The sequence below is a fragment of the Halomarina salina genome, from assembly GCF_023074835.1.
In the GTDB taxonomy this organism is placed as follows: Archaea; Halobacteriota; Halobacteria; order Halobacteriales; family Haloarculaceae; genus Halomarina; species Halomarina salina.
In genome coordinates this window covers 940950-965838 of record NZ_JALLGW010000001.1, presented here as the reverse complement: position 1 = coordinate 965838, position 24889 = coordinate 940950, and the positions used below count along the sequence as shown (strand labels likewise).

30 protein-coding genes and 1 tRNA gene are annotated in these 24889 nt (G+C 70.1%); 14 read left to right on the top strand and 17 right to left on the bottom strand.

The genetic code is table 11. The features are described 5' to 3' along the window. The first annotated feature begins 12 nt into the window (after positions 1 to 12). From MX571_RS04920 to MX571_RS04910, 3 genes are all read left to right on the top strand, one after another. On the top strand, positions 13 to 324 hold the full coding sequence (locus MX571_RS04920; protein ID WP_247414470.1) for a DUF7091 family protein: 312 nt from the start codon (positions 13 to 15) through the stop codon (positions 322 to 324). A 91-nt stretch (positions 325 to 415) separates the two neighbouring features. Beyond that, on the top strand, positions 416 to 1435 hold the full coding sequence (locus MX571_RS04915) for a mannose-1-phosphate guanylyltransferase (protein WP_247414469.1): 1020 nt from the start codon (positions 416 to 418) through the stop codon (positions 1433 to 1435). Next, positions 1432 to 1617, top strand: coding sequence for a hypothetical protein (locus MX571_RS04910; protein WP_247414468.1), 186 nt, complete (start codon positions 1432 to 1434; stop codon positions 1615 to 1617). The genes MX571_RS04915 and MX571_RS04910 overlap by 4 nt, the downstream gene beginning before the upstream one ends. 27 nt (positions 1618 to 1644) lie before the next feature. On the opposite strand, the gene MX571_RS04905 is transcribed toward MX571_RS04910, so the two are convergent. The 11 genes from MX571_RS04905 to MX571_RS04855 form a co-directional block, all read right to left on the bottom strand. Beyond that, on the bottom strand, positions 1645 to 2154 hold the full coding sequence (locus MX571_RS04905; protein WP_247414467.1) for a PTS fructose transporter subunit IIB: 510 nt from the start codon (positions 2152 to 2154) through the stop codon (positions 1645 to 1647). Beyond that, positions 2151 to 3884: a phosphoenolpyruvate--protein phosphotransferase gene (gene ptsP / locus MX571_RS04900; RefSeq protein ID WP_247414466.1), complete on the bottom strand. Its 1734-nt coding sequence runs from the start codon at positions 3882 to 3884 to the stop codon at positions 2151 to 2153. Before ptsP ends, MX571_RS04905 begins: the two co-directional genes overlap by 4 nt. Beyond that, positions 3881 to 4216, bottom strand: a complete 336-nt coding sequence (gene ptsH1, locus MX571_RS04895; RefSeq protein WP_247414465.1) for a phosphocarrier protein HPr — start codon at positions 4214 to 4216, stop codon at positions 3881 to 3883. The genes ptsP and ptsH1 overlap by 4 nt, the downstream gene beginning before the upstream one ends. Then, complete coding sequence (locus tag MX571_RS04890) at positions 4216 to 4692, bottom strand: PTS sugar transporter subunit IIA (RefSeq protein ID WP_247414464.1); 477 nt, start codon at positions 4690 to 4692, stop codon at positions 4216 to 4218. Before MX571_RS04890 ends, ptsH1 begins: the two co-directional genes overlap by 1 nt. 27 nt (positions 4693 to 4719) lie before the next feature. Beyond that, positions 4720 to 5904: a PTS fructose transporter subunit IIC gene (locus tag MX571_RS04885; protein ID WP_247418431.1), complete on the bottom strand. Its 1185-nt coding sequence runs from the start codon at positions 5902 to 5904 to the stop codon at positions 4720 to 4722. 113 nt (positions 5905 to 6017) lie between these two features. Beyond that, positions 6018 to 6926: a 1-phosphofructokinase gene (pfkB, locus tag MX571_RS04880; RefSeq protein ID WP_247414463.1), complete on the bottom strand. Its 909-nt coding sequence runs from the start codon at positions 6924 to 6926 to the stop codon at positions 6018 to 6020. Next, positions 6923 to 7690 (bottom strand): HTH-type transcriptional regulator GlpR, encoded by a 768-nt coding sequence (glpR, locus tag MX571_RS04875; protein WP_247414462.1) that lies wholly within the window; start codon positions 7688 to 7690, stop codon positions 6923 to 6925. The genes pfkB and glpR overlap by 4 nt, the downstream gene beginning before the upstream one ends. Before the next feature lie 186 nt (positions 7691 to 7876). Next, positions 7877 to 8518: a class I SAM-dependent methyltransferase gene (locus MX571_RS04870; RefSeq protein ID WP_247414461.1), complete on the bottom strand. Its 642-nt coding sequence runs from the start codon at positions 8516 to 8518 to the stop codon at positions 7877 to 7879. Positions 8519 to 8617: 99 nt separating this feature from the next. Further along, positions 8618 to 9079, bottom strand: coding sequence for a Tfx family DNA-binding protein (locus MX571_RS04865; protein ID WP_247414460.1), 462 nt, complete (start codon positions 9077 to 9079; stop codon positions 8618 to 8620). Positions 9080 to 9189: 110 nt separating this feature from the next. Next, positions 9190 to 11160, bottom strand: coding sequence for an ATP-dependent protease LonB (gene lonB / locus MX571_RS04860; protein ID WP_368408985.1), 1971 nt, complete (start codon positions 11158 to 11160; stop codon positions 9190 to 9192). A gap of 260 nt (positions 11161 to 11420) precedes the next feature. Then, positions 11421 to 11885, bottom strand: coding sequence for a TRAM domain-containing protein (locus MX571_RS04855; RefSeq protein ID WP_247414459.1), 465 nt, complete (start codon positions 11883 to 11885; stop codon positions 11421 to 11423). Positions 11886 to 12038: 153 nt separating this feature from the next. On the opposite strand from MX571_RS04855, the gene MX571_RS04850 reads away from it, so the two are divergent. The 3 genes from MX571_RS04850 (at position 12039) to MX571_RS04840 (ending at position 13508) form a co-directional block, all read left to right on the top strand. Further along, positions 12039 to 12674: a hypothetical protein gene (locus MX571_RS04850; protein WP_247414458.1), complete on the top strand. Its 636-nt coding sequence runs from the start codon at positions 12039 to 12041 to the stop codon at positions 12672 to 12674. A gap of 203 nt (positions 12675 to 12877) precedes the next feature. Further along, positions 12878 to 12950, top strand: a tRNA-Pro gene (locus MX571_RS04845). 282 nt (positions 12951 to 13232) lie between these two features. After that, complete coding sequence (locus MX571_RS04840; RefSeq protein ID WP_247414457.1) at positions 13233 to 13508, top strand: hypothetical protein; 276 nt, start codon at positions 13233 to 13235, stop codon at positions 13506 to 13508. Positions 13509 to 13543: 35 nt separating this feature from the next. Here the strand turns inward: MX571_RS04840 and MX571_RS04835 are convergent, their stop codons facing one another. Further along, positions 13544 to 14353, bottom strand: a complete 810-nt coding sequence (locus tag MX571_RS04835; RefSeq protein WP_247414456.1) for a hypothetical protein — start codon at positions 14351 to 14353, stop codon at positions 13544 to 13546. A gap of 150 nt (positions 14354 to 14503) precedes the next feature. On the opposite strand from MX571_RS04835, the gene MX571_RS04830 reads away from it, so the two are divergent. Continuing rightward, the gene (locus MX571_RS04830; protein WP_247414455.1) at positions 14504 to 16600 is read left to right on the top strand and encodes a minichromosome maintenance protein MCM; all 2097 of its coding nucleotides are present in this window, start codon (positions 14504 to 14506) and stop codon (positions 16598 to 16600) included. A 39-nt stretch (positions 16601 to 16639) separates the two neighbouring features. Here the strand turns inward: MX571_RS04830 and MX571_RS04825 are convergent, their stop codons facing one another. Further along, on the bottom strand, positions 16640 to 17230 hold the full coding sequence (locus MX571_RS04825; protein ID WP_247414454.1) for an arsinothricin resistance N-acetyltransferase ArsN1 family B: 591 nt from the start codon (positions 17228 to 17230) through the stop codon (positions 16640 to 16642). A gap of 112 nt (positions 17231 to 17342) precedes the next feature. Between MX571_RS04825 and MX571_RS04820 the strand changes: the two genes are divergently transcribed. The 6 genes from MX571_RS04820 to MX571_RS04795 all read left to right on the top strand — a co-directional run bounded on the left by MX571_RS04820 (position 17343) and on the right by MX571_RS04795 (position 20922). Continuing rightward, on the top strand, positions 17343 to 17642 hold the full coding sequence (locus tag MX571_RS04820) for a DUF7968 family protein (RefSeq protein ID WP_247414453.1): 300 nt from the start codon (positions 17343 to 17345) through the stop codon (positions 17640 to 17642). A gap of 87 nt (positions 17643 to 17729) precedes the next feature. Further along, positions 17730 to 18002: a DUF7854 family protein gene (locus MX571_RS04815; protein WP_247414452.1), complete on the top strand. Its 273-nt coding sequence runs from the start codon at positions 17730 to 17732 to the stop codon at positions 18000 to 18002. A 154-nt stretch (positions 18003 to 18156) separates the two neighbouring features. After that, a complete protein-coding gene (locus tag MX571_RS04810; protein ID WP_247414451.1) occupies positions 18157 to 18495 on the top strand; it encodes a DUF7855 family protein in 339 nt (112 codons plus the stop codon). Then, positions 18492 to 19355 carry a DUF7856 family protein gene (locus MX571_RS04805; RefSeq protein ID WP_247414450.1) on the top strand — a complete coding sequence of 288 codons (864 nt, stop codon included), beginning with the start codon at positions 18492 to 18494 and terminating at the stop codon, positions 19353 to 19355. The genes MX571_RS04810 and MX571_RS04805 overlap by 4 nt, the downstream gene beginning before the upstream one ends. A 68-nt stretch (positions 19356 to 19423) precedes the next feature. Continuing rightward, on the top strand, positions 19424 to 20254 hold the full coding sequence (locus MX571_RS04800; RefSeq protein WP_247414449.1) for a DUF7857 domain-containing protein: 831 nt from the start codon (positions 19424 to 19426) through the stop codon (positions 20252 to 20254). Continuing rightward, positions 20251 to 20922 (top strand): MinD/ParA family ATP-binding protein, encoded by a 672-nt coding sequence (locus tag MX571_RS04795; RefSeq protein ID WP_247414448.1) that lies wholly within the window; start codon positions 20251 to 20253, stop codon positions 20920 to 20922. Before MX571_RS04800 ends, MX571_RS04795 begins: the two co-directional genes overlap by 4 nt. A 38-nt stretch (positions 20923 to 20960) precedes the next feature. Here the strand turns inward: MX571_RS04795 and MX571_RS04790 are convergent, their stop codons facing one another. Further along, positions 20961 to 21821 carry a transcription initiation factor IIB gene (locus MX571_RS04790; protein ID WP_247414447.1) on the bottom strand — a complete coding sequence of 287 codons (861 nt, stop codon included), beginning with the start codon at positions 21819 to 21821 and terminating at the stop codon, positions 20961 to 20963. 169 nt (positions 21822 to 21990) lie between these two features. Here MX571_RS04790 and MX571_RS04785 point away from each other — a divergent pair, with 169 nt between their 5' ends. Then, positions 21991 to 22503 carry a DUF7858 family protein gene (locus MX571_RS04785; protein ID WP_247414446.1) on the top strand — a complete coding sequence of 171 codons (513 nt, stop codon included), beginning with the start codon at positions 21991 to 21993 and terminating at the stop codon, positions 22501 to 22503. A gap of 119 nt (positions 22504 to 22622) precedes the next feature. On the opposite strand, the gene MX571_RS04780 is transcribed toward MX571_RS04785, so the two are convergent. From MX571_RS04780 to MX571_RS04770, 3 genes are all read right to left on the bottom strand, one after another. Then, on the bottom strand, positions 22623 to 23381 hold the full coding sequence (locus MX571_RS04780) for a P-loop NTPase family protein (RefSeq protein WP_247414445.1): 759 nt from the start codon (positions 23379 to 23381) through the stop codon (positions 22623 to 22625). Positions 23382 to 23500: 119 nt separating this feature from the next. After that, entirely contained in the window at positions 23501 to 23719 is a 219-nt protein-coding gene (locus MX571_RS04775) for a hypothetical protein (protein WP_247414444.1), read from the bottom strand. A 76-nt stretch (positions 23720 to 23795) separates the two neighbouring features. Next, positions 23796 to 24815 (bottom strand): peptidoglycan hydrolase, encoded by a 1020-nt coding sequence (locus MX571_RS04770; protein ID WP_247418429.1) that lies wholly within the window; start codon positions 24813 to 24815, stop codon positions 23796 to 23798. Positions 24816 to 24889: the final 74 nt, after the last annotated feature.

Genomic DNA, 24889 nt, shown 5'->3' with positions numbered 1-24889 from the left:
CGTCTAGCGAGTATGAGCAACCGCCGTCGACTGGAACGCATCCTCCGGTCGAAGTTCCGCGAGGCGGGGCGGCAGGTCGGCGCGGCCAAGCACGCCTACGACACCGCCCGCCAGGCGACCGCCGCGGACCTCGACGTGGACGACGACGGCAAGGTCCGCATCGTCTGTCGGCGCTACGCCGAGAAGCGGGCGGTGGACCTGGACCGCGGCTCCCGGCCGGACTGCTTCGACCCGGACCACCAGGACTGCGTGGGCTGCGTCGAGGACATCCGCGAGGGCCGCATCCAGACGTGGGGCCAGGGCGAGGACGGCGATTCGGGCTGAGTCCGGTCGCCGTCCCGACAGCGCCGACCGCGCACCGACTCCCGACCCCGACGGCCACAGCGATTAGTCGGCCCCCCTCCAACGCGGAGTCATGCACGTCGTCGCAGTCGTCCTCGCCGGTGGGAGGGGTACCCGGATGTACCCCGCCAGCTCCGAACAGCGCCCGAAACAGTTCCTCTCGTTCGGCGACGGCCCGTCGCTCCTGGCCCGGACCGTCGAGCGCGCGAGCGAGGTGGCCGACACGGTCTACGTCCTCACGCGCCCCGACTACGCCGACGACATCGCCGACCACGCACCCGACGCCGAGGTGCTGGTCGAACCCGCCGGACGGGATACGGGGCCGGCGCTCGTCTACGCGGCGCACGAAGTCCGCGAACGCGAAGCCGACGCGGGCCACGACGACACCGTCCTCCTCAACCTCCCGAGCGACCACTACGTCGAGGGCGACTTCGCTGGCGTCGCCCGGCGCGCCTGCGAGGTGGCGAGCGAGACGGACGCGCTGGTCACCCTCGGCGTCGAACCCGACCGCGCGGCGACCGGCTACGGCTACATCAAGCCCGGCGAGGAGCGCGACGGCTACCACGACGCTGCGGGGTTCTTCGAGAAACCCGACGCGGGCGCGGCCGAACGCTACCGCTACAACGGCTTCCTCTGGAACGCCGGGATGTTCGCGTGGACGCCCGACGCGTTCCTCGACGAAGCCCGGCGCGGCGACCTCGCACAACTCGTCAAGGGCGTCGAGGCGGGCAACGCCGAGCGCGCGTTCGCGCTCTGCGAACCAGTGAGCGTGGACTACGCCGTCCTCGAAGACGCCCGGAACGTCGCCGTCGTCCCGGCCACGTTCGACTGGGACGACCTGGGCGCGTGGGACGCGCTGGTCCGGGTGTTCGCCGACGCGGCCGACGAGGGCGGGAACGTCGTCCTCGGCGACGCGCTCACCGTCGACACCGAGAACTGCGTCGTCGCGGCGGGCGAGGGCCAGCACGTCAGCACCGTCGGCGTCTCGGACCTCACCGTCGCCGCCTACGACGGCAACGTGCTGGTGGTGCCGACCCGCGAGGCACAGCGCGTGCGTGACGTGGTCGACCGACTGAGTGGGGACGACGCGTGAGCGACCACGACGAGGTGGCTGGCGACCTCCCCGACGGCATCGACTCCGCGGACGGCGACGACCAGCGCGGCCCGTGGCTGCTGGCCCTCGGAGCGCTCGCCGTCGGCGTGCTCGCGTTCCTCGTCTCCGGGGCGCGGAGCCTGTACCGTCGGCTCCGCGGTCGGGGTTCACGGGAGCAGTAGACGGACGGTAGCGATGCGTGAACGGTCTCAGGAGAACAGGCGCTTCAGGCGGGCGAACAGCCCCTTCCGCGGGTCGCCACCGATCTGGTCGGGGCTCGGACGGTCCGTCCCCGACTCTCCGGTCGTCCCCGCCTGACCGTTCGACTCCGGCGACGCCGTTCCGGGTCCGGAGTCGGCGGCGGACGGTTCCGCGTCGTCGGCCGAACCGACCGACTCGGGGTCCTCGCCTCGGGCGGCCGCCTCGGCCTGCTCGACGAGGCTCTCGGCGTCGTTGACGCCCTCCTTCACGCCGCCCTTGACGACGGGGACGCCGGCGCGCTCGAAGCGACTGCGGTCGACCGACGTGTCCGCGGCGATGATGACCGCGTCCGCGGACGCTATCTCCTCCGAGGAGAGTTCGTCCTCGGTCCCCATCGCGCCCTGAATCTCGACGCGGATGTCGTGACCCATGCGCTCGGCGGTCTGTTCGAGGTTCTCCGCGGCCATCTGGCTGTGTGCGATACCGGTCGGACAGGACGTGACTGCGACGAAGTTCATGATTGAGGTGTCTCCGTAGGTGTGGTCTCTGAGGTCTCGGTAGCGGATTCGAGGAGGGCGACGACCTCGTCGGTCGTGCTCGCGGCGCACGCCCGCTCCGCGAGGTCGCGGGCCGCGTCGGTCCGCGTCGCCTCGATGCGGGCCTTCACCGCGGGGACGGTGACGGCGCTCATGCTCAACTCGTCGAGACCGAGGCCGACGAGCAGTTCGGTCAGGTCGGGGTCGCCCGCCATCTCGCCGCACATGCCGACCCACGCGTCCGTCCCCTCGGCGGCCTCGACGGTCTGCCGAATCGCGCGCAACACGGCCGGGTGGCGCGGGTCGTGCAGGTCGGCGACGGCCTCGTTGCCGCGGGCGGCCGCCTCGACGTACTGCGTCAGGTCGTTCGTCCCGATGGAGAGGAACGCCGCCCGTTCGGCGAGTTCCGGCGCGAGCCAGACCGCCGCGGGCGTCTCTATCATCACGCCGAGTTCCGGGTGCTCGTACTCGATGCCCTCCTCTTCGAGGTCCGCGGCGACGGCCTCGACCTGTTCGCGTGCGGCCTCGAACTCCTCGACGCGGGTGACCATCGGGAGCATGACGGCGAGGTCACCCGCGCCGTCGGCTCCGGCGCGCAGCAGTGCGCGCAGTTGCGTCTCGAAGAGGTCCGCGTCCGGGCCGAGCGAGCGTCGGATGCCGCGCTCGCCGAGGAACGGGTTCTCTTCTTCAGGTAAGTCGAGGTACGGGACGGGCTTGTCGCCGCCCACGTCGAGCGTTCGGACGACGACCCGTCCCTCGGGGAACGCGTCGAGCGCCTCGACGTAGGCCTCGTGCTGTTCGTCCTCGTCGGGCGGCGACTCGCGGTCGAGGAAGAGGAACTCGGTGCGGAACAGGCCGATGCCGTCCGCACCCTGCGCGCTCGCCCCCTCTAGTTCCACGGGGCGGCCGACGTTCGCCGCCACCTCGATGTCCGTGCCGTCGGCGGTGCTGACGGGGTCGGGGCGGACCTCGGCGGCGTCCTCGCTCTCGGCGGCCGCGCGGCGTTCCTCGTCCGGGTCGACGACGACTTCGCCAGCGTCGCCGTCGACGACGACCGTCTCGCCCTCCTCGACCGACTGCAGGTCGTCGCCCACGCCGACGACGGCCGGGAGCGCGAGCGACCGGGCGAAGATGGCCGCGTGGGAGGTCCGCCCGCCGGTGACGGTGGCGAACCCGGCCACGCGCTCGGGGTCCAGTTGAGCCGTGTCGCTCGGCGTAAGTCGTTCGGCGAACACGACCGACCCCTCGGGGAGCGCGGTGAGGTCGGTGGCTTCAGTGTCCGTGAGGAGACGGAGGAGCCGGTCACGCACGTCCCGGAGGTCGTCGGCGCGTTCGGCCATCCGACCGTCCATCCCCTCGAACTGTTCGATGTGCCCGGCGAACGTCCGCTCGACGGCGTGTTCGGCGGGCAGTCCGTCGCCGATGCGCTGCTCGACGCCGTCGGTCACCTGCGGGTCGTCGAGGAACTGGACGTGCGCGTCGAAGACGGCCGCCTCCTCCTCGCCGACGCGTTCTGCGGTGCGCTCGCGCTCCCGCTGGAGGGCGTCGCGTGCCTCCTCGCGTGCCTCCTCGAACCGCTCGCGCTCGGTCTCGGCGTCGACCGATTCCGAGTCCGGGTCGCCCAGTTCGAGGTCGGCCTCCGGGCGGTACCAGACGACGGTGCCGACGCCCGACCGAGGGGTCGCACCGACGCCGTCGAGCGTTCGGGTCATCCCCCGTCGGCTCCCTCCCCGTTCGCTCCGTCGGCTCCCTCCTCCCCCTCCCCATCGCCATCGCCACCTTCGGGCGTCGAGAGGACGGTTTCGAGCGCGTCGAGGGCGGCTTCTGCGTCGTCGCCCTCGGCGACCAGTCGGACCTCCTCGCCGTGGCCGGCGCCGAGGCTCGTCACCGCGAGCATGCTGCGGGCGTCGACGAGGCCGTCCTCGCTCGCGCCGGTCGGGCCGACCTGCGTCTCGGCGTCGAACTCGTTGGCCGTCTCGACGAACTGGGAGGCCGGGCGGGCGTGCAGGCCCGCCTCGGGGACGATTCTGACGGTGCGCTCCATCAGGTCATCGCCTCCACGAGGACGTTCTGGACGGTCTCGGGCGAGTCGGCGGTCGAGAGGTCCTCGCGCACCTCGTCGTGCATCAGCGACCGCGACAGCGAACTGAGCACCGAGAGGTGCTCGTCGTCGCCGTCGGCGGGCATCAGCAGCAGGAACAGCAGGTGCGCGGGCTTCCCGTCCATCGAGTCGAAGTCGAGGCCCGCCGAGGAGTGGGCGAACACGACCGACGGCTGCGAGACGGCGCTCGTCTTCGCGTGCGGGATGGCGATACCCTTCCCGACGCCGGTGGTCGTCTCCTCCTCGCGGGCCAGCAGGTCGTCGAGGGCCGTCTCCCGGTCCTCGACGCGGCCCGCGTCGACCGCCACGTCGAGCAGGAACTCGATGGCGGCCGCCTTCTCCTCCGGTGGCTCGTCGAGCGTGATGCAGTCGGTCGGTACGAGTCGTCGAACGTCGTCGGGGTCGAGTTGCTCAGGCATGGTCTGTGAGTTCGGGTAGTCGAGTGTTCAGTCCGAGGTCTGCGTGGCGTAGTCGCCGTCTTCGAGGTCCGCGACCGTCACGTCGAAGTCGGGCTTGACGGCCGTCGCGACGACCGCCGTCACGAGCGCCCCCAGCAGCAGACAACCGAGGAACGCGAACGGCTGGTTCGACAGCGGGACGACGAAGATGCCGCCGTGTGGCGCGGGCATGCTCACGCTCAGGTACATCGAGGCGGCCCCGGCGACGGCGCTCCCGGCGACGATGCTCGGGATGACCCGGAGCGGGTCGGCCGCGCCGTACGGTATCGCCCCCTCGGTGATGAACGAGAGGCCCAGCGGCACCGCGCTCTTGGCGTTCTCGTACATCTCCGCGGTGTACTTCTGCGGGGCGACGAAGTTCGACAGCGCGAGGCCCAGCGGCGGGACCATCCCGCCGATCATCACCGCCGCCATCGGGACGTACAGCTGTTCCGACAGCAGGCCGACGGCGAACACGTACGCGACCTTGTTGACGGGGCCGCCCATGTCGAACGCCATCATCCCGCCGAGCAGCGCGCCGACGAGGACGGCCTGACTCCCCTGCGCGTCGCTCAGGAACGTCGTCAGTTCGGCGTTGGCGATGGCGACCGGCACACCGAGCAGCAGGATGACGACGGGCGTGAGCACCGCCATCGTCAACACGGGCACGATGAGCACCGGCATCATCGGCTGGACGAACTCCGGGACGTCCCGCCGCTTGAACCAGAGCGCGACGTAGCCCGCGAGCAGGCCAGCGACGAGGGCACCGAGGTAGCCCGCGCCCGCCTCGCCGCCCGAGATTCCCATGACGTCGCCCGCCGCAACGAGGACGTCGCCCTGCTGGATGACGTACGACAGCAGGAAGCCGGGCGCGAGGCCGGGGCGGTCGGCGATGGCGTAGGCGATGTAGCCCCCGAGGATGGGGACCATGAACGTCAGGCCGGCGGTGCCGACCTGCGTGAGGAACCACTCGAACGTCCCGGTGGCCTCGAAGATGCCCTCGACGGTCGTCCCGCCCGGCCAGAGGACCACGCCGAACAGTTCGATGCGGCCCAGCGACGCCACGGCGTAGCCCAGCGCCAGGAAGATGCCGCCGATGGTGACGAACGGAATCATGAACGAGACGCCGGTCATCACGTTCTCCTTCACCGAGGTGACGTGCGACCGGAGACCGTCTTCAGCCGAGGTCTTCAGTGACATGGGTGCGTACTCTCATGGTCGTTCATCGAATAGTTCAAAAGTACTTTCGAACGTGCGCGTTCGTGTTCGTTTCTTCCCGAGTGCGGTGGTGAAGCGAACATCGGAACTCAGTGCGTCGAGAGGGCCACGTCCTCGCGGGTCGTCGGGACGTCGGCGAAGTCGGGGGTGCCGGTTCCCGCGACGGTGACGACGCGGGCGGCGACGGCGATGCCGGCCCGGAGCGCTTCCGGGGGCGACTCGCCGCGGTCGAACGCCGCGAGGACGCCCGACAGCAGCGCGTCGCCCGCGCCGACGGTGTCGACTACGTCGGTCGCCAGCGCTTCGGCGTGGTACGACCCCTCGGGCGTCGCCATCACGGCCCCGTCCGGGCCGAGCGAGGCGACGACGCGGCGGAACGTCTCTCCCCGGAGCGCCTCCGCCGCGTCGAGACACTCGTCGACGGTGTCGACGGCTCGTCCCGTCGCCGCCGCCAGTTCCTCGCGGTTGGGTTTGCAGAGCGCGTACTCGGCGTCGAGTTCGGCAAGGACGCTCCCGCCGACGTCGACGGTCGTCTCCCACGCGCCCGCACGGGCGAGGCGGTCCACCGTCGCGGGGTCGACGCCCGGCGGGAGACTCCCCGCGACGAGCACCGCGTCCGGGTCCTGGCGCTCGACGGTCGCCACCAGGTCGTCGACGGCGGCCGGCCCCACGTCGGGGCCGTTCTGGTTGACCTTGAACTCGCCGTCGGGCGCGAGGATGGTCGTGTTCACCCGCGTCGGCGTTCCGACGTCGACGAAGTCGTTCGGGACGCTCGCGGCGTCGAGACGCTCGCGAATCAGGCTCCCGAACGGGTCGCCGAGGAAGCCCGTGGCGGTCGTCTCCGCGTCCAGCGCCGTGAGGTACTTCGAGACGTTGACACCCTTGCCGCCGGGGTCGAACTGCGCGTCGTCGGTGCGGGCGACGGCGCCCGCTTCGAGGGGCGCGTCGACCCGTAGCGTGTGGTCGAGCGCGGGGTTCGGCGTGACGGTGAGTATCACTCGGCGCTCACCTCGACGACCCGCATCCCGGCGGACTCGAACGCGTCGCGATAGTGGCGGTCGAGGCCGTCGTCGGTGACGAAGAGGTCCACGTCCTCGAGGTCGGCGAACCGGACGAAACTGCGCTCTCCCGCCTTCGAGGAGTCGGCGACCAGCACGACCGTCGCGGACGTCTCGACCATCAACTGCTTCATGCGCGCCTCGTCCTCGTTGGGCGTCGCGAGGCCCGTCTCGGCGTCGACGGCGTTCGTCCCGAGGAACAGTACGTCGAAGTTCATCCGGTCCATGAACGACTCGGCGGAGGGGCCGACGAGCGCCCGCGTCCGGTCGCGGAGCGTCCCGCCGGTCACCTTCACCTCCGTCTCCTCGTCGCCGAGCTCCGAGGCGAGCTGCAGGGAGTTCGTCGCGGCCAGTATCGACCCGTCCGTCGGGGCGCGCTTCGCGACCTCCATCGTCGTCGTCCCCGCGTCGAAGAAGACGACCTGGCCGGGTGCGAGTTCCTCGGCGGCACGCTCCCCGATGGCGCGCTTGGCGTCGAGTCGCTGGACCTCCCGCTGGCCGTACGGTCGCTCGTGACCGACCGTCGTCACCGGGACCGCGCCCCCGTGCGAGCGCTCGATGCGCCCCTCGTCCTCCAGGTCGCGGAGGTCCCGGCGGATGGTGGCCTTCGAGTAGTCGAGCGTGTCGGCGAGTTCGCTCACCGACCGACCGCCCGCCTCCGACACCTGTTCGACGATGGTCCGCTTGCGCTCTGCTGGTAACATACGCGAGCCACGGCTGACTGCTCACCGGACGTTGTTAACTGTTTGTGTCGCGTTTGTGTACGTTTCTGCTCGGTTGGAGAGGAATTAACAGCAGCTCCTGCTCGACGCTGCGTCCGTTCGGACTCGGAGGGAACTCACGAGTCGGTGGGACGTGCGAGTCGCACCGCACCGAGCGACGCCCTGGCACTACTGCGCCGAATCGGTCCCGGCAGGTTGGAACGCCCGGAGCGTGTCCCGGTCGAGCGACGCCGACTCGACCTCGATAGCGCCGCAGTCCGTGAAGACGGCGTTCCAGTCGCGGTAGAACAGCGGGACGCCCTCGTCGACGTAGTTGACCGCCGGACGCTCGTCGGTCTCCGTCCGGTCGTCCCCCTCGCCCTCCACCTCGACGGTGACCAGCAGGTCACCCGCGATACGCGCGAGTTCCGCGAACACCCAGTCGTCCTCGGGGGGGACGTGCTGGAGCGTCTCGACGGAGTAGACGGCGTCGAAGGCGTCGTCCGGGAGGTCGGTGACGAACTCCTCGATGGCTCCGACGTGGAACGTCCCCGTCTCGTCGAGGTCGGGGTACGTCTCGGCCAGCACGTCGAACGCGTCGGGGTTGAGGTCGATGCCGGTCAGGTCGTCGTAGCCGTTCTCGTGGAGGTGTGCGAGGTGTCGCCCGGCGCTACAGCCGAGTTCGAGGACCGACGCGTCGGGGCCGACCCGCTCGTCGAGCAGGTCGAGGAGGGCCGCGCTCGTCTCGTCGGGGCCGTAGTAGGCGTAGTACTCCGGGGAGAACTCGCCGGACCGCTCGGCCCACCGCTCGCGGACCTCGTCTGAATCCATTGTCTCACGGAGCACCCGGAGCGTGATAGGCCCGCCGACTGCCGTACGCCGCGGGAGAAACTGCGCGAACGCCACGGCGGCGACCGGCGCGGACCGCGGCTACGACGTCCTGACCCGCACCTGACCCTCGCTCGTGACGCCGACGAGCAGGTCCTGACGGACCTCGCGGCCACGGACGGCGTTGCCCGCCGCGTCGGAGACGAGTTTCATCAGCTCCGGGGCGGCGTAGTTCACCTTCACGCCCGACTCGTCGCAGGCCGAGTAGACGCGCTGGGGCACGTCGTAGAGGTCGGTGCCCGAGGCGAACTCGACCCGGACCGGCGCACGGAGCGCCTCCGCGAACGCGACCGTCTCGTGGGCCTTCTCGACGTTCTCGCGGGCGCTGGCCTCGATGGAGGAGACGTTCGCCCGCGAGGTGCCCAGCCACTCGGCGATGGCCGCCTGCGCCAGTCCCCGCTCGCGGAGCGCGAGCACCTCGGCCTGCCGACGGGTGAGGACGCTCGTCTCGGCGTCGAACCCGACGCTGGCGAGGATGTCGTCGACGTCGGCGGGGTCGGTCACGCCGTCCTCTAGGGCAGGCTGGCGTTTGTAGCCCGTGGTTCGGCGTCGGAAGGACGAGTACGACTGACGAGCGGGAAGAACGAGCGCGAGGGACGAGAGCGAGGGCCGAACTACTGTGGCGCGGGCGTCGGTCCCGACCGGCGGTTCCGGTCGCGGTCGCTGCCCGACCCCACCGCGTACGTCGAGAGGCGGTCGAGCAGCGACCCCTTCTCCACGTCGTCGACGAGCGCCACGTCCAGCACCTCGCCGATGTGACTGACGGGGACGACCCGAATCCGGTCGCGGTACTCGGCCTCGACGAGTACGTCGCGCTCGTTCGCCGCCGGGACGACGACCGTCTTCAGTCCCGCCTTCGCCGCGGCCTCTATCTTGTAGGTGACGCCGCCGACGGGCAGCACGTCGCCCCGGACCGAGAGCGACCCCGTCATCGCCACCGACTGGTCGACGGGGATGCCCTCCAGCGCGCTCACGACCGCCGCGGCGACGGTGACGCTCGCGGAGTCGCCGTCGACGCCACCCTCGCCCGCCCCGAGGAACTGGACGTGGACGTCCATCTCGTCCAGGTCGACGCGGGCGTGCTTCTTGACGACCGCCGAGACGTTCTGGACCGCCTCGCTCGCCACCTCCTGGAGCATCCCGGTGGCGATGACCTCGCCGGAGCCCTGTGCGGGCGTCACCTCCGCCATCACGGGGAGGACGACGCCCGAGTCCTCGCCCATCACCGCGAGGCCGTTGACCCGACCGACGACGCCCCCGTCGACCAGCGAGAGGTCGTAGTCCCTGCGGCGCTCGATGAACTCGTCGGCCAGCTGCTGCTCGATGGAGCGCGCACGGCGTTTCGCCCGGAGGACGTGGTCGCGCGTCGTCACGGGCGCGTCCTCGGCACGGGCGACGTCGCCAGCGACGCGGACCAGCCCGCCGAGGTTCCGGAACGCCAGCGTGAGGTGGCCCTTCCGACCCGCACGGCGACGGGCTTCGAGGACGACTTCGGCGACCGCCTCGGCGTCGAACGGCGGCAGGCGGCCGTCCCTGGCGACCTCCTGGGCGACGAACCGGGCGTACTTCCGGCGGACGTCGGGCGTGTCGGCGATGGTGTCGTCCATGTACACCTCGTAGCCGTACCCCTTGATGCGCGAGCGGAGCGCTGGGTGCATGTTCTCCATCGCGTCCACGTTCCCGGCCGCCATCATCACGAAGTCCGTCGGCACGGGGTCGGTCCTCACCATCGCGCCGGATGACTGCTCTGACTGCCCGGTGATGGCGAACTCGCCCTCCTGGATGGCCGTCATCAGCTTCTGCTGGGAGCGGACGCCGAGCGTGTTGATCTCGTCGACGAACAGCACGCCCCCGCTCGCCTTGTGGATGGCACCGGCCTCGACCCGGTCGTGACTCGGCGTCGCCAGACCGCCGGACTGGTAGGGGTCGTGACGGACGTCGCCGAGCAGCGCCCCGGCGTGTGCGCCCGTCGCGTCCTCGAACGGTGCGGTGTCGCGATGGGCGTTGTCGATGAGGAGTTTCGGGACGTTCGCACGCTGGTTGCCCGCGCTCGACCGGAAGACGTAGAACACGACGAGCGCCGCGAGGATACCCAGCAACGGCTCGCCAGCGAACAGGAAGGCGTAGACGAGGACGGCGACGACCGCGACCCACATCACCATCGAGCGCAGGTGGCCGCGCTTCTTCGCCTGCTCCCGATGCTCCTCGACGACCTGTCTCCCCTGCCCGGCCGGGACGGTCCGTATCGTCGGCTCGTTGCCGTCGTCGGGGTTGTGGTAGACGAGGACGTCCTGCAGCTCCTCGCGGGGGAGCAGTTGACTCATCGCCTTCGCGAGCATCGACTTCCCGGTCCCCGGCGAACCGATCATCATGACGTGACGGCGCTGGCTGGCCGCCTTCAGGACGACGTCGCGGGCGTCGTCCTGCCCGATGACCTGGTCGACGAGTCGCTCCGGTATCTCGACGTCGTCGGTCGTCTCGATGTCGAGACCACCGAGCAACTCGACGGTCGTCTCGCCGCCGTCCGACGGTACCGGCGGGCGTGGCGACCCGGCGGACACGCGGGTGGTGGGACCTGTATTCACGAGGAACGTACGCTCGCCGAGGATTTAACCCTCGTCGTCGGGCCGCCGCCGACTGCGGGAGGCCGGCACGAGCACGAGCGCGAGCGCCGAGGGTGAAGCGACTCGGAGAGAGGTGACGGGAAGCGAAGAGCGCAGGAGCGCGACAGAGAGCGCGTTGGAATCGAGGACGGCCACGGGAGTCGGCGAGAGCGTATCGGCGAGAGCGTCGGTGACGGAGAACGGCGTCGGCAAGCGTCGTGCCCGCTCGTGAGACGGTAGCGCTACGAGCCCCAGAAGTTGTCGCGGCTACCCAGGCGTTCGCGAGTTGGACGCGAGGGACCGTCGTCTTCCTCCTCGTCGCCGTCGGCGTCGTCGGCGGCCTCCTCGTCGTCCTCTTCGTCGTCCTCCTCGTCCATCGGGAGGCGTTCGAGTTCGTCGGCCTGCGCGTGGTTCGACCGGACCTTGGTCACCTTCACGCGAGCGCGGGCGTCCGGCAGGACGCCGTCGACGAGGATGATGAACCCGTCCTCGGTTCGACCGACGCCCGCACCGCTCCGGTGGATGTCCGTCACGTCGACGACGACCTCCTCGCCGGGTTTCACCGGCTGGGACTTCAGGTCGCGAATGGGCTGGTTGTAGTGCTGGCACCACTCCGTGCCGCTTCGGCTGGTGTAGTGCTGACAGCCCATCCCCTCGATGCGCTCGGAGAAACTGGGGCACTCGTCTGCGAGCGGACAGTTGGGCATACCGAGGCTACAGAGTCTGCAGATTAAACGCTTGTGGGTCGCAGCCGCCACGCATCCGGCCGAATCGGACGTCCTCGTGGCCGAGAACACCGTCCGCGCCGAACCGACTCGAACCGACCGCACTGTTTTGCCGCTCCGCTCCTCCCCGTCTGCATGGCCTCCCGTCTCTCCGTCGTCGCCCTCTTCGTCGGCGGGGTCCTCGCGCTCCCGTTCGCGACGTTCGTCGCCGCCTACGACCGGCGACCGGTGCTGGCGCTGTCGGTCGCGCTCGTCTTCTTCCTCCCGTTCGCCGCCTACGCCGTCAGTATCGACCGAAGTCCACGGGGCCTGTTCCCACCCGGCGCCGTCCTCGTCGGTGGCGGCGTCGTGGCCGCGTTCGTGGTCTCGTTCGGCGCGCTCACCGGCGGCCTCCCGATGGCGTTGGCGACGGGGGCCGTCATCCTCGCCGCAGCACTGGGCTACCACGGTCGGTACGCGACTACACCGGTGCCGTCGCGCATCGTCGGGGTCGGCGGTGTCCTCCTGACCGTCGCGGTGGGCGTCGTCGGCCTGATGGTCGGCGCGCCACTCGCGTCCGGGGTGGCGGTCGCCGCAGTGGCCGCCGCGACTGTCGACTACCACCGCGAGCGGCGCTGGCTGACCCGACCGAGGCGTCGGGTCGCCGCCTCGGTCGTCCTGTCCGGTGGGGCGTGCGTCGTCGTCGCCGGGGTCGTGCTGGACGAAGCGATGGCCGGTGTGGCACTGGCGATGGCACTCCTCGTTGTCGGTGCGGCGCTCGCGGTGGAGTAGGGAGATTCGGAGCGACCGAAGGGAGTGAGAACCTCCGAGAACCGAACGGCGACCAGCGGGAGCCGTGAGGTGTAGCGCGGTTCGGACTGAACGAGCGGGAGCGAGTGAAGGAGAACCGCAGAACGGCGGACGTAGTGACCTGTGAGGTGCAGTGACCGGCGGAACGAAACGCTTTCCCGTGGGTTGCGCCTTGGTTCGGTTGCGGGACCGTGGGTTAGCCTGGTATACTTCGGGCCTTGGGTGCCCGTGACCCCGGTTCAAATCCGGGCGGTCCCATTTTCGCGGCGCGAACAAACTCGTGAGCGCCGCGACAATCACGAGCGGCCGATTTGAACCAACGAGCGACCGCAGGGAGCGAGTGGCGTTCAAATCCGGGCGGTCCCACTCCACCGTTTTGCTTCGTCGGGTGTGCTTCGTTCGTCAGGGTTCGACGCGTTCGACGACCGCAGACGGCAGTTCGACCCCGAGTAGCCCCGTGCGATACCGCACCGTCTGTCGAGTACAGCGACCGGTCTGGCTGGGAGCGCCGTTATCCCCTCGCGACGCCTCAGAGGGGCCGTGCTACTACAGAGTTTCTTCGACCCCGGCCACGGGTTCCTCTCGTCGGTCGACGAACGGACGGTGGCCGTCCTCGCGTTCGTCCTGTTCGTCGTCGTCGGTGCGGTCGCGGAGTACCGCGGCGACGCGAGGGGCGGGACCGTCGTGGCGGCGCTGGTCGGGTTCGTCGTCGCACTGGTCCTCTGGGGACCGCCGATGTTCGCCGAAGAGTGGCACTACGCGGTGGTCGTGGCGGTCCCCGTCGTGGTCGCCTTCTACTTCTACCGAGGACGGTAGCCCGAAGACGCTCGCCCGAACGAGAGCGACTCGGGTCAGGTGTCGGGCGTCAGCACCCGCGTGATGCGCTCGCCGTCGTCGACGGCGATGGCCCACGCGTCGCGCACGTCGACGTCGCCGACGACGTGTTCCGGGACGAGCGGTGCGGGAACCGGGTCGAACCCCGCTCGGCGCATCGCGCGATAGCTGGAGTAGACGCCGAGCAACTGGCCGTTGACGGCCGAGACGTGGAGGCGCTTGTCCGCCGCGCGGCGGTAGGCGAAGGGGAAGGCGTCGGCGGGGGGAGCGCGGAGCGTCTCGACGGAGTCGAGGCGAGCGACGACATCCTCGCCGTCGTAGCAGACGAGCCGGACGTTGCCGCGACCGACCGGCACCTCCTCCCAGCGGTAGTCGGGGCGGTAGGCGCGCCACGCCGCCAGCGCGCCGGTGTCGAGGTGGACGCGGTCGTGTGAACGGTAGAACTCCCGGTGACCGTCAGTGGCACGCCGGACGAACGGTGGGTCGGTCAGTACCTCGTGAGCGGCCTCGGCGACGGTCGGCGTCGCGACGAACAGGCAGCGTCGGTCCTGCCGGGCGGCACCGGCGACGCGTTCGAGCACCGTCGTCGGGTCGACCGGGAGGTCCGACCCGCGGGCGTAGCGGCCGCCGACCGCGGCCCACTCGGCGGCGTCGAGTCGCTCGATTGCGAGCGGACGGTCGTCCGGCGGGAGGGAGTCGCTCAGGCGGGCACCGTCGAGCGGCGTCGCCACCGCGTCGGGTTCACCGCGCTCGGTCGAGCGGGTGACCTCGAACCCCCGACTCCGCACGTACTGCACGCCGTCGGCGAGGGAGTCCATGGTAGCCATCGACACCCGTAGGAACTGCACGCGCAAGAACTGTGCGACGCGAGTGGGACGTTCGACAGGACGCCGACCAGATGCCGCGAGCGACCCACCTTCACTTCCAGTGAGGGTGTAGTGCGAAGGTTCTTGTCGGAATAGGCGGAATCGTCGGCAATGGCACAGGCGGAGAACACCGACATCATCGACGACTTCGAGGAGTTCTACCGCAACTACTACCGCAACGACATCGGTGACCTCGCGCGGAAGTACCCCAACGAACAGCGGTCGCTCTACATCTCCTACGACGACCTCTACCGCTTCGACCAGAACCTCGCCGACCAGTACCGCAACCAGCCGGGACAGCTCCAGGAGTACGCCGAGGAAGCGCTCAGGCTGTACGACCTGCCCGTCGACGTCTCGCTCGGGCAGGCGCACGTCCGCATCCACAACCTCGACCAGTCGACGGACATCCGCGACATCCGGGCGCGCCACCGTGGGCAACTCATCGCGGTCCGGGGCATCGTCCGGAAGGCGACCGACGTGCGACCGAAGATACAGCAGGCGGCCTTCGAGTGCCAGCGCTGTGGCACCCTCACCCGCATCCCCCAGACCGGCGGCGACTTCCAGGAACCCCACGAGTGCGGGGGCTGTGAGCGACAGGGACCGTTCCGTATCAACTTCGACCAGTCGGAGTTCGTCGACGCGCAGAAGATTCGGGTCCAGGAGTCCCCCGAGGGGCTTCGCGGCGGCGAGACCCCGCAGAACATCGACGTTCACATCGAGGACGACATCACCGGGAAGGTGACCGCGGGCGACCACGTCAACGTCACCGGCGTCCTCCGCCTCGACCAGCAGGAGTCCAACCAGCAGAAGTCGGCCATGTTCGACGTGTTCATGGACGGCATCTCCGTCGAGATAGAGGACGAGCAGTTCGAGGAGATGGACATCACCGACGAGGAGAAGCGCAAGATCGTCTCCCTGTCGGACGACGACAGCATCTACGAGCAGATGATCGGCTCGATGGCTCCCTCCATCTGGGGGTACGAGCAGGAGAAGCTCGCCATCATCCTCCAGCTGTTCTCCGGCGTGACGAAGCACCTCCCCGACGGGTCGCGCATCCGGGGTGACTTCCACATGCTGCTCATCGGGGACCCCGGTACGGGGAAGTCCCAGCTCCTGCAGTACGTCCGCTCTATCGCCCCGCGGTCGGTGTACACCTCCGGGAAGGGCTCGTCCAGCGCGGGGCTGACGGCGGCCGCGGTCCGCGACGACTTCGGCGAGGGGCAGCAGTGGTCGCTCGAAGCGGGGGCGCTCGTCCTCGCCGACCAGGGTATCGCGGCGGTGGACGAACTCGACAAGATGCGCCCCGAGGACCGCTCTGCGATGCACGAGGCGCTCGAACAGCAGTCCATCTCCATCTCCAAGGCGGGCATCAACGCCACCCTCAAGTCGCGCTGTTCGCTGCTCGGCGCGGCGAACCCGAAGTACGGCCGGTTCGACGAGTACGAACCCATCGCCGAGCAGATAGATCTGGAACCGGCACTCATCTCGCGGTTCGACCTCATCTTCACCATCACGGACAAGCCCGACCCCGAGCGCGACCGTGACCTCGCCGACCACATCCTGACGACGAACTACGCGGGCGAACTCCACACCCACCGGACCGAGAACGCCACCTCCGACTACACCGACGAGGAGGTCGACACGGTGACCGACACGGTCGAACCCTCCATCGACGCCGATTTCCTGCGGAAGTACATCGCCTACGCGAAGCGCACCTGCTTCCCGGTGATGACCGAGGAGGCCAAAGAGGAGATCGAGGAGTTCTACGTCGACCTGCGCTCGCAGGGAACAGACGGCGACTCGCCCGTGCCGGTCACCGCCCGGAAACTCGAAGGGCTGGTCCGCCTCGCGGAGGCCTCTGCCCGCGTTCGCCTCTCGGACCGCGTCGAGGTCGAAGACGCCCAGCGCGTCATCGACATCGTGCGCTCGTCGCTGGAGGACATCGGGATGGACCCCGAGACCGGCGAGTTCGACGCCGACATCGTCGAGACGGGCCGCTCGAAGACCCAGCGCGACCGCGTGCGCTCCATCAAGGACATCATCCGGGAGGTCGAGGGCGAGTACGACGACGGCGCGCCCGTCGAGGAGGTGCTCGACCAGGCCGAGGCCGCGGGTATCGAGCGCTCGAAGGCCGAACACGAGATAGAGAAGCTCCGGCGGCAGGGCGACGTCTACGAACCGAGTCAGGACCACCTCCGGACGGTCTGAGCGTGGAGCGACGGCAGGATACTCGCGGTGCGCCAGTGGTCACTCGACGGTGAGCGCCGCCGCCACCTCGGCGTCCGCGAGTTCGGGGAGCGGTCGCGGTGGCGCTGGCTGGCCGGTGTCGGCCGTAGCCTCGTCACCGAGACCACGCTGCCACCACTGCACGTCGTGCCACGAACCGCGTTTGTAGCCCGCGTTCTCGAACGTCCCGACGGGCGTGAACCCCATCGCGCTGTGGAGACCGGCGCTCGCCTCGTTCGGGACGGTCATCCCGGCGTAGGCGGTCCGGTAGCCCTGACGGGCGAGCAGGTCGAGGAGGCCGGTGTAGAGTGCTCCACCAACTCCCCCGCGATGCGCGTCGGGGGCGACGTACACCGAGCACTCGACCGCCCACCGGTAGGCCGCGCGCGAAGCGAATCGTCCGGCGTAGGCGTAGCCGACGACGCCCGACCCGCCCTCGGCGACCAGCCACGGGTAGGCAGGTGGTTTCGACTCGATTCGGTCGCGCATCTCGTCGACCGTCGGCGGGTCGGCCTCGAACGAGACGGCCGTCTCCTCGACGAACGGGGCGTAGATGCGCCGGATAGCGGCCGCGTCGTCCGGGGTAGCGGGGCGAAGGCGAGGCGGTGTCACGTCGAGGAGACCACGCGAGTGGACAAGCCAGTGTCGCACGGACGGGGGCGTGAACCGCGTCCGCGTCAGTGACGGCCGAAGGGCTATCCACGTACCGCACCTACGCTCACCCATGATAACGCGCGCCGTGCTCTCGCACCCGGACGAACTGAGTAGCTGGGGTCGCCAGCAGATATCGACGACGCACTTCCTCGCGTGGCTCAGGCGGACCCACGACACGTTCGAGGAGGGCGAGCGCTTCGAGGAGTTCGCGGACGTCGGCTGCTGTGGCGACGCCCTCCACATCCCGTTCGTCGTCGAATCGGTCGAAGGCAGCGGCGAGGTGACCCGAGAGACGACCATCGAGTACGTCGAGCGGGAGGGCTGTGACTTCGCCGGCGGGTGGGCCGTCCAGAGTCGCGCCGGGCCGTGACCTGACGACCGTCGTTCCGGGAGCCACCACGAACGCGGGCACACCGACGAGAAGCGCTTTTGTCCCACCGGTCGTGAGCATCAGGCGATGGACCGGATATCGGCGCTTCGGAACGTCGAGGACGCGCTGAGCGAGTTCGAGGCGGGCGAGTGCGACCTCGCGACGATGGAGCGCCGGGTCCGGGGCGTGTTGCGGACCTACGCCACCGAGTTCGCCGAGCAGGACGCCTACCGCGCCAGCGGTGACGAGGAATGTGAGGGCGTCGTCGTCCTCGCGTCGTCCCCCTCGGAGGCCCGCGAACGGGTCGCCGACCTCACCGACCTCGACCGGGGGGCCGTGACCGTCGACCGAGTCGAGTGACCGACGGACCAGTGGAGAAACCCGATGGACGCAGTAAGGCCTCGGATCGCTCTCTCCGACCGACTGCCGTCCCGTCGACGGTCGCTCCTCGCTGACGGCTCCTTCGACGTTCTCGTTCGCATGATTTTAGTCCGTAGAATCACGAACCGCGGTCGTGTTGCTCGTCGTCGCCTACTCGCGGACCGCCCGCACGTCCCTGCGGAACGTCCACCGGAGCCACGAGGAGAGCGTCGTCCGCCGATTCGGCCGGGTCGCGCTGTTCGAGTTCACCGAACTGGGCGCGTTCCTCGCGCTCCGACTGCGGGCGAAACACCCCGGCGACGTCGGCGTCGAGCGCGTCGAACCGTTCAACGAGTTCGAGACGGTCCCCGAGTCGGTGCGCGAGGCCGCCCGCGCCTACGAGAGCCGGGAACGCGAGAGCCTCCCGTACACCGCCTTCGCCGACGAGTACGACCACCCCACGCCCGACGCGATGGCCGACCGCGAGCTATGAGGCTCGCGCTGGACGACGAACCGCCGAGAGAGACGGACGCCGCCGAGCTCGGCGGCCGCGTCGACCGCTCGGACGTGCTCGCTGCGATTCGGGGCGACCGTGACTGGCTCGACTGTCCGCCTCCCGGACCGCTGTTCGAGCACATCGGCCCCGTCGTTCCGGACGTGGCGGTCCGTCCGCGGACCGCGCTCGCCGTCGCGGCACGAACGCGCGGCGTCGAGGCGCCGCAGGACGACGATATTCGACGGCTCCGCGCCAGGCTCGACGAAGGGGGCGTCCAGCGCGTCGACACCGCACCGCTCAGGGAACGGGTCGCCAGCACGAGCGACGACGTGGACCGCCTCCGGGAACGCGTCGCCCGACTCCAGGGTCGCGTCCGGGCACTCCGCGAGGGCGACGGCGACCCGAGCGATGCCGAGGCCGAACTCTCCGACGCGCTGAGCGAACTCACCGAACGCGAGACGGCGGGCGTCGCCGCACGGCAGGCACTGCAACGCGCCCGCGAGGAACGCCGCGAGTTCAGGAACCGACGCGAGGAGCGCCGCCGACTCGACGACCGAATCGCGAACCTCGAACGGGCGGCCCGCCGTCACCTCGTCGAGCGCGTCGAACCGGAGTTCCGGGCCGCCGTGGCAGCACTCGCCGAGTTCGACGGTATCGAGGGGGGCGACGCGTCCGGCACGCCCGACGACGCGAGCACTCGCGACACCGCAGACCCGTTCGACGTGCCACCGGTCGTCGCCGCACTCGCCGTCTACCGCGTGGGCGACCCGACCGCCCCGGTCGTGCTGGACTGCGAGCGGTTCCCCGACGCCCGGACCGCCGCCGACTGGCTCGACGGGTCTGTCATACGGCTATAGCCGCGGTTCCTCCCTCGTCGCCCCGCTTCTGCCTGTAGTTTATCACCGAACGCGTGGCCAACGTCGCCATGAACGCGGAGTGGACGACCCGGCCCTGCGGCGAGGGAACGCTGGTCGAACTGACGCTCACGACCGACCGACCGCGCCGAGTCCGCGTGGAGTCGACAGGCGACGGGCCGATTCTCCCACCGAGAACCGACGGCGTCCCGGACGCCGGCTGGGACGAGCGCGGCTACACCGGCGTCGTCGACGACCACCTGGGCGTCGGGTTCGCGACGACCGACCCGCCCGACGACCCGCCGGTTCGGGTCGAGTGGCGCGGCCCGCCGGAGGAGTGCCCGACGTTCGACGGTCACCCGGACGTGCCGAGCGTCGAGGCGAGCGCCGACGGCGTGGTCCGGGCGCTGTCGGACCCGCGGCCGCCACGGGACGCGGTGACGACCGACCACGAGCGAATCCAGCGGTCCGGCGTGGACCTCGACGGTGAGTCTCGGACCCCTACCGAGCAGCGTGGCTGCACCGACGACACCGACCACGCCGACGGCAGCGACGGTGTCGAGGAGGTCGCAGGTACCGACGATGACCCCGACGCTGACGCCGTTCACGGTTCCGCCGACGAGTCGAGACGCCCCACGACCCCCATCGCTGGACTCGCCGCGGTCGAACGTCGGGTCGCGCTGGCCGAGCGACTCGCGGACGCGGAGACGCTGGAGGAGGCGAGCGAGGCCGTCGGGTCCGCGGGCGGTCTCGACGGCGTCCGGGCGCTCGACGAGGCGATAGCACGGGACCGAGCCGACCTCCGGACGCTGGCCGAGCGTGTCGAGTCACTCCGGGAGCGTGCGGAGTCGGTGGCGGTTCCGACGGAGACGCTGGCCCGCATCGGCGGTGAGCAGGCGTGATTCTCGCCGTCACCGGCGGGAAAGGCGGCGTCGGCAAGTCGACCGTCGCGTACAATCTCGGCGCGGAACTCGACGCGGTGGTCGTCGACGCCGACCTCGGGATGGCCGACCTGCCGACGGGTCGCGGCCCCGACCTCCACGACGTGCTGGCGGGGCGGGCGACGGCCGTCGAGGCGGTCCGAGAGGACGGCCCGGTCGACCTGCTCCCGTGCGGTCGCTCGCTGGCCGGGGCGCGGTCGGTCGAGCCACGCCGACTCGTCGACTGTGTCGAATCGGTCGAACGCGAGTACGGGACCGTCCTCGTCGACTGCCCGGCGGGCCTCGGGAGCGACGTCGGCCTCCCACTGCTCGTCGCCGACGCCTGCGTCCTGGTGACGACGCCCGACCGGGTCGCACTCGCGGACGCGGTCAGGGCGCGGGCGCTGGCCCGCGAACTCGACGCCGGACTCGTTGCCGTCGCGCTGAACCGGGCCGACGGGTCGTCGCCGACCGACGGCGTCGAGCAGACGTTCGGCGCGCCGGTCGTCCCGGTGCCCGAGCGGCCGGCCGTCGCCCACGGGATGGCGAACGGACTGCCCGCTCGACGGGTGGATGGGGACGACGTCGCAGGAGTAGCGTTCGCCGACCTCGCCGAGCGCGTTCGGTCGGTGCTGGTGAACTCGTTCTGAACGGGCAGGCGTGTCGAGCGTTCGACCCGGCTCCGAACTCAGTCCTCGCGCAGTTCGACGTACGTCGTCCGGAGCGTCACCGGCGTGACGCCCCCAGCTTCGGCCGCTTCCGCCTGCGTGAGCGGATAGCTCCGCCCTCGGGCGGCGGTGTAGAGGCAGGCGGCGGCGACCCCGCCCGGGTTCCGGCCGGTGACGAACGCCGTGTCGAGGTCGTCGAGCAGGTCGCGGGCCTCGCGTTCGATGGCCTGTGGCAGGTCGAGGTCGCTGGCGAACCGTGCGAGGTACTGGCCGGGGTCGATGGGGCCGGTCGGCAGACCGAGTTCGCGGTTGAGCGCGTCGTAGGCCGTCCGTAGCTCCGCCCGCGTCGCCTTCGCGTGGTCGATCACCTCGTCGACGGTCCGCGAGAGCTGGTCGGCGCGACAGGTGGCGTACACCGCCGCGGCGGCGAACCCCTCGATGGACCGGCCGGGGAGCAGGTCGGCGTCCTGCCCCGACTCGAACAGCACGCACGACCGGTCGCGGATGGCGTCGGGCAACTGGAGTCGGTCGGTGAGGCGGCGAATCTCGGTGAACGCGTACACCTTGTTACGCTCGGCCTTCGAGGCGATTTGCGCGCGGTTGTGCTGGCGGCGCATCCGTGCGACGCGACGGCGCTTGCGCCCCTTCAGCCGCGACGAGTAGCCGATCTCCGTCGAGAGCCCCCTGTCGTGCCGGGAGCGAGTCAGCGGCGCGCCCGTGCGTGCGGGGTCGGTGTCGTCGTCCGCGAACGACCGCCACTCGGGGCCGCGGTCCATCGCGTCCTCCGCGACGACGAGACCGCACTCGCCACAGACCGTCTCGGTCCGTTCTCGCTGCAGTCGACCACTACACTCCGGACAGCTCCGTGCTGTCGTGCTCATACACGAACCTCGGTCGCGAACCCATATTAAAGCGTAGCGGAAAGTCCGATATTCGAGTGTTTCGAGCCCCCTCCGACGTGTCGGTTACCGACACGTATCGGAGGTGCACTATCGAAGACAGTCATATATTCTGATAAAATTTAACACCCCGGAGGCGTGAGGGATTCTCATGGGATTGGCCGACATCGCGGCCGGACTGGAGGTGACGAGCGAGCAGCGGTCGCGCGGTGTCGCCACCGTCGACGCGACCGAAGCGGGACTCGCCGAGCGACTCGCCCCGTTCGACGAGGACCTGCCGTGCTCGCCCGACGCGGCGGCGACGGTCGTCGAGACGTACGCGAGCGGGGATAGCGTCGGCACGAGCTCCCGTGCGGCGGGCGTTCCGCCGATGACGGGCGCGAAGACGCTCCACCTGCTCGGGGAGTCGGTGTCGCCGCTCGGCCCGACGGGCCGCGAGCTGGTCCGCGACTGGCTGGACGCCGAACTGTCGCGGGCGGACGCGCTCGAACTAACGGGCGCGAGCGAGACCGAGTTCGCGCTGGCGGCCTACGTCGAGACGCACGACCCGCTGGCCGAGGCGCGCGAGGCGCTGGAAGGTACGCTCTCGCCGACCGGCGACGCGGCCGTCGAGAAACGGGAACTGCTGGGAGAGACGATGAGCGGCGCTGGCGAACTACGGTGACTACGGTCACCGCGACGCGGCAGGGCCGCGAGTGAGCGCTGCGACCGACCGTCGCTGACGACGGTCGGCGAGACGCAGTCGAACGCTGAAAGAGTCTTCTCGTTCCGAACCGCCGGGCCTCAGTTTCCGATACCGAGTCGGTCGAACACGCCCTCTTCCTCCGCTTCGTACCCGAGCGACTCGTCGAGGAGCGATTCGCACGCCTCCGCGACGTGCACCACGAACTGGTCGTCACCCTCAGAACAGACCGGGACGTCGCCGGGGACCGTCACCTCGTGTTCGGGTATCGCGGCGACGACGTCGCTCGATTCGACGGCCGACGACGGGTCGGCCGCGAACGTGAGCACCGTCTCGGGGTCGGGAGCACCGACGTCGGCGAGTCGGTCGCGCTGGCGAGCGACGCCGTCGTGGCCTCGCGGCGTGTCGGGGGCGACCAGCGCCACGCGCTCGGTCGTCGTCACGGCGGCCACCGCCTGGTTCGCGGCGACGGGCGGCGCGTCGACGAGGACGTGGTCGAACGACGCGGCAGCGGTCTCGACGAGCGAGGCGAACCGCTGGGCGGCCTCGGGCGTCTTCGCGCGGGCCAGTCGCTCGAACGGTGCGCGGGCGGGACAGACCGCGAGGCGGCCCGACTCGACGGACAGGTCGTGGAGACCGGCGGCGAGCGGTGGTGCACCCGTACCGTCGTCGTCGGTACAGAGGTCGGTGACGTCGGTGTCGACGCGACCGAGGAGGGAGTCGAGGAGGCCCTGCGTCGCGTACGCCGCGTCGAGGACCGCCACCTCGCGGCCCGCCCGAGCGAGGACGGCACCGCATTCGAGCGTCAGGCGAGTCGTTCCGGCACCGCCGACCGCACCGACGAGACTGAGCGAACCCATACGTTGCGTCGACGACTCATCGGATAAAAACATAGTGAAGCGCGAGTACGATGCTGCCGCTGTGAGTCGGTGGGCCGGGAGAGCGTCTGCGGCGACGGACGGCGAGGGAGGGAGCCGTCTCAGAAGTCCGCACGGCTCAGCCAGTCGACGGCGGCGGCGACGAACCACGCCATCCAGACGGTGAACGCGACGAGCGCCGCGGCGTACTGGAGTCGCTGGTCCGGGACGAGGACGAACGCGACGAACGCGGTCAGCGTGACGACGGCGAGCGCGAGCCGGTTGCGCAGTCGGTCGCCGAGCGCCGCCCGGTTCGCGTCCCGTGCGCTCGGGTCGGCCATGGCCGTGATGGGGCGCGCACGACCAAAGCGGTGTGGTCGGCAGGGCAGTCACGGTCCACGGCGTCGCTGTGAGCCGTCAGACCACGTCGACGAGCGCCTGCCACGTGTTCGGGCCGACGACGCCGTCGACGGTGATGCCAGCGTCCGACTGGAAGCTCTCGATAGCGCCCTCCGTCTCGCTGCCGTAGTAGCCGTCGACGGCGATGTCGTACCCCTCGCCGTCCCGGAGGTGGTGCTGTGCGCCGTACGTCGGCCAGTACGGGTCGTCGGTCGGTCCCGAGACGGTGATGACCAGTGCCTCCCACGTGTTCGGGCCGACGACACCGTCCACCGAGAGACCCCGCGACGACTGGAAGGACTCGACGGTCGATTCGACCTCGCTGCCGTAGATGCCGTCGTGGTACTGCAGGTCGTAGCCGTGGCCTTCGAGCAGGTACTGGACGGTGTAGACGGTCTCACCCCGGTCGCCGTTCGAGTACGTCGGCCAGGAGTACGACCCGCCTCCCCCGCCACCGCCCGTGCCGCCGTCGAAGTCGATGTGCTCGGCGAGGGAGTTCATGACGCTCTCGATGCCGTCGTCCCAGTTGTCGTCGGTGGCGTAGTTGACGTTCATCCCGTCGAGGGTCGGGCCGTTGTAGTACGTCCCGCCGGGCGTCAGGTAGCTGTCGCGGACGATGGGCATGACCTCCCGAATGCAGTCCTCGAAGGAGGCGTAGCCGTCCGCGCAGGTCGATGGACAGGCGTCGCGAGCGTCGTAGCCGTAGATGTTGTGCTTCTCCTGGGCGATGGAGCTCTCGCCCCACCCCGACTCCCAGGCGGCGTGGGCGGCCATGTACACCGAGTTGATGCCCTGTTCCTGACCCACCGCGACCCAGGTGTCGCCGAGGCCGACGAGCGGGCAGTCGCCGTGGACCTGGACGATGGCGTCGTCGAGGTCCGCGCCGGACACACCGTCTTCGGTGACTCTGAGGTCCGTGTCGTACTGGCTGTACCGGGCGGCGGCGGCCGTCCCCGAGAGCGCCGAGACGCCGACCACCGCAGCACCCAGCCCGCCGATACCCTTCAGTACGTCGCGTCGTCGTCGACTGGCGTCCATTGACACCACACTACCGGGCTACGACTCGTCACGCATAACATTTTTCTAGAGTTCTAGTTCTAAAATATAGTGTA

Coding starts and splice junctions, on each gene's coding strand:
- MX571_RS04855 (WP_247414459.1), bottom strand. CDS start 11,885: ATGCCCAACTGTCCGCTCGCAGACGAGTGCCCCAGTTTCTCCGAGCGC.
- glpR (WP_247414462.1), bottom strand. CDS start 7,690: ATGTTACCAGCAGAGCGCAAGCGGACCATCGTCGAACAGGTGTCGGAG.
- MX571_RS04805 (WP_247414450.1), top strand. CDS start 18,492: ATGAGGCTCGCGCTGGACGACGAACCGCCGAGAGAGACGGACGCCGCC.
- MX571_RS04770 (WP_247418429.1), bottom strand. CDS start 24,815: ATGGACGCCAGTCGACGACGACGCGACGTACTGAAGGGTATCGGCGGG.
- MX571_RS04775 (WP_247414444.1), bottom strand. CDS start 23,719: ATGGCCGACCCGAGCGCACGGGACGCGAACCGGGCGGCGCTCGGCGAC.
- MX571_RS04785 (WP_247414446.1), top strand. CDS start 21,991: ATGGGATTGGCCGACATCGCGGCCGGACTGGAGGTGACGAGCGAGCAG.
- MX571_RS04800 (WP_247414449.1), top strand. CDS start 19,424: ATGAACGCGGAGTGGACGACCCGGCCCTGCGGCGAGGGAACGCTGGTC.
- MX571_RS04905 (WP_247414467.1), bottom strand. CDS start 2,154: ATGAACTTCGTCGCAGTCACGTCCTGTCCGACCGGTATCGCACACAGC.
- MX571_RS04890 (WP_247414464.1), bottom strand. CDS start 4,692: ATGCCTGAGCAACTCGACCCCGACGACGTTCGACGACTCGTACCGACC.
- MX571_RS04920 (WP_247414470.1), top strand. CDS start 13: ATGAGCAACCGCCGTCGACTGGAACGCATCCTCCGGTCGAAGTTCCGC.
- MX571_RS04830 (WP_247414455.1), top strand. CDS start 14,504: ATGGCACAGGCGGAGAACACCGACATCATCGACGACTTCGAGGAGTTC.
- MX571_RS04790 (WP_247414447.1), bottom strand. CDS start 21,821: ATGAGCACGACAGCACGGAGCTGTCCGGAGTGTAGTGGTCGACTGCAG.
- MX571_RS04780 (WP_247414445.1), bottom strand. CDS start 23,381: ATGGGTTCGCTCAGTCTCGTCGGTGCGGTCGGCGGTGCCGGAACGACT.
- MX571_RS04850 (WP_247414458.1), top strand. CDS start 12,039: ATGGCCTCCCGTCTCTCCGTCGTCGCCCTCTTCGTCGGCGGGGTCCTC.
- MX571_RS04835 (WP_247414456.1), bottom strand. CDS start 14,353: ATGGCTACCATGGACTCCCTCGCCGACGGCGTGCAGTACGTGCGGAGT.
- MX571_RS04820 (WP_247414453.1), top strand. CDS start 17,343: ATGATAACGCGCGCCGTGCTCTCGCACCCGGACGAACTGAGTAGCTGG.
- MX571_RS04915 (WP_247414469.1), top strand. CDS start 416: ATGCACGTCGTCGCAGTCGTCCTCGCCGGTGGGAGGGGTACCCGGATG.
- MX571_RS04870 (WP_247414461.1), bottom strand. CDS start 8,518: ATGGATTCAGACGAGGTCCGCGAGCGGTGGGCCGAGCGGTCCGGCGAG.
- ptsH1 (WP_247414465.1), bottom strand. CDS start 4,216: ATGGAGCGCACCGTCAGAATCGTCCCCGAGGCGGGCCTGCACGCCCGC.
- ptsP (WP_247414466.1), bottom strand. CDS start 3,884: ATGACCCGAACGCTCGACGGCGTCGGTGCGACCCCTCGGTCGGGCGTC.
- MX571_RS04815 (WP_247414452.1), top strand. CDS start 17,730: ATGGACCGGATATCGGCGCTTCGGAACGTCGAGGACGCGCTGAGCGAG.